The following is a 2,179-nucleotide window of genomic DNA, read 5'->3' on the forward strand; positions in this document are numbered from 1 at the left end:
GCCCGGAAGAACACCGTCGCCAAACAGGCCGTGAGCGACATCACCGGTCAGAGATTCGAGGTCGACCCCCGGGACCGGGCCGCGCCGCCGGGCCGGAGCTTCAGTGCATGTCGGCGCCCTCGGGGCTCCCGGAGACGGTCGCGTTGTCGTCCAGGAAGCCGCCCGACTGGTGCTGCCAGAGCTTCGCGTAGGCGCCGTCCACCGCCAGCAGCTCCTGGTGCGTGCCCTGTTCGACGATCTGCCCGCGATCCAGGACCACCAGCCGGTCCATGCCCGCGACCGTGCTCAGCCGGTGGGCCACCACGAGTGCCGTGCGGCCCTCCATCAGCCGCCACAGCGCTTCCTGCACGAGGAGTTCGCTCTCCGAGTCCAGGGCGCTGGTGGCCTCGTCGAGCAGCAGGATCGGCGCGTCGCGCAGGATCGCCCGGGCGAGGGCGACCCGCTGGCGCTGCCCGCCGGAGAGTTTGATGCCGCGCTCGCCGACCATGGTCTCGAAGCCGTCCGGCAGCGCGTCGGCGAACTCCGTGACGTGGGCCGCCTCGGCCGCGCGCCGGATGTCGGCTTCGGTGGCGTCCGGCCGGGCGAAGGCGATGTTGTCGCGCAGGGTGCGGTGGAACATGGCCGGGTCCTGGGGGACGTAGGCGATGAGGCCCCTCAGGTCGGCCTGGCGCATCCGGCTGATGTCCTGGCCGCCGACGAGGATGCGGCCGCCGTCGATGTCGGTCATCCGCAGCAGCAGCCGGGTCAGGGTGGTCTTGCCGCCGCCGGAGCGGCCGACGAGCCCGATCCTGGTGCCGCTGGACACGGTCAGGTCGAGGCCCTGGAAGAGCGGCTTCCCGCCTCCGTGGGAGAAGACCACCCGCTCGAAGCGGACGTCGGCGGCGCCGTGGGTGAGCGGCTCCGGCGAGGCCGGGTCGACCACCGTCGGGGGCACCAGCAGCAGTTCGGTGAACTGCGCGGCCTCCGTCATCGAGCTCTCCAGACGCCGGTAGATCTGGTTGAACTCGAACATGATCTTGGTGGCGTTGGTGTAGTAGGTGAAGGCGACCACGACCGCCTCCACCCCGTGCTCACCGCCGCCGATCGCGACCGCGAGCAGCAGGCCCAGGACGTTGGTCAGCACGGACATCGGTGCGACCAGCGTGTCGATGCGCAGATTGCCGTAGTCCCAGGACCGGAGCGTGAGGCGCCGCGAGTGCGCGACGCGGGAGCGGTGTTCGGCCGCCTCGCGTTCCTCGGCGGCGAAGGCCCGGACCGTGTCCATGTTCATCAGACTGTCGGCGACATGACCCGACACCCGGGCGATGGCCTCCTCGCGCTCGTCGACGAGGGCCTGTCGGCGGCGGATGAGGGGGATCACGATCAGTGCCGTCAGCCCGATCATCGCCAACAGGCCCACGACGAGCAGCGGTTCGTAGCGCCACAGCACCACCGAGCCGAACAGCAGCGGTACGAAACTGCCGACGACGTTGAAGGTGAGGGTGTCGATGAACTCCTCGAAGCGGGAGGCGAAGCTCAGTACGCGCTTGGTCAGCGAGCCGGCGAAGTTGTCGTGGAAGAACGCCGCGTCCTTGGCGAAGAGTTCGTCCATTCCGATGACGTAGAGGTGCTCGATGCCCAGTGCGTCCAGGCGGTTGAGGCAGTGCAGACCGATGCGCCACACGCCCTCCGACGCCAGCATGACGCCGGCGAAGGCGAGGACGTACGGCAGGTTGGAGCGGAGGTCGGAGCCGTGGTCACCGGCGATGCGGGCGACGAGCTTGGCGACCAGCAGGGGGGCGATGTAGTTGAGGCCGATGTTGCCGAGAGCCGGCAGCAGCATGGCGGGGGCCGTCAGCCGTTTGAGCCGGGCCAACTCCCGTCCGTAGTAGCGAAGCGCGAGGAGCACGGAGCCCCTGCGCACCGGATTTTCTCCTGATTCAGGCAGTCCCATCCCGATCCTGTGGGTTCGTGCGGCGGGGGTAGGAAAAGGGAGTCTCCCGCTACGGCACCCACGCGGTCCACGCGTTTTTTCCGGCCACGCACCCGGCCGGAACAGCATCGGAACACCCATACGAAAAGGGCCCCCATGGACTCTCGTCCATGAAGACCCTTCGCACCGTCGGGACGACAGGATTTGAACCTGCGACCCCTTGACCCCCAGTCAAGTGCGCTACCAAGCTGCGCCACGTCCCGGTGC

The 2,179-nt window shown here is 69.0% G+C and carries 1 protein-coding gene and 1 tRNA gene; both read right to left on the reverse strand.

Annotated features, from left to right (window positions below):
• Positions 1–100 precede the first annotated feature (100 nt).
• A complete protein-coding gene (locus ABZT17_RS45085; RefSeq protein WP_356357993.1) occupies positions 101–1,933 on the reverse strand; it encodes an ABC transporter ATP-binding protein in 1,833 nt (610 codons plus the stop codon).
• Positions 1,934–2,101: 168 nt separating this feature from the next.
• A tRNA-Pro gene (locus ABZT17_RS45090) sits at positions 2,102–2,175 on the reverse strand.
• Between the last annotated feature and the right edge of the window lie 4 nt (positions 2,176–2,179).

This window comes from Streptomyces sp. NPDC005648 (assembly GCF_040605395.1).
Taxonomy (GTDB): Bacteria; Actinomycetota; Actinomycetes; order Streptomycetales; family Streptomycetaceae; genus Streptomyces.

Bases quoted from the DNA above. Each gene is read 5' to 3' on its own strand.
- ABZT17_RS45085 (WP_356357993.1), bottom strand. From the start codon at position 1,933: ATGGGACTGCCTGAATCAGGAGAAAATCCGGTGCGCAGGGGCTCCGTG.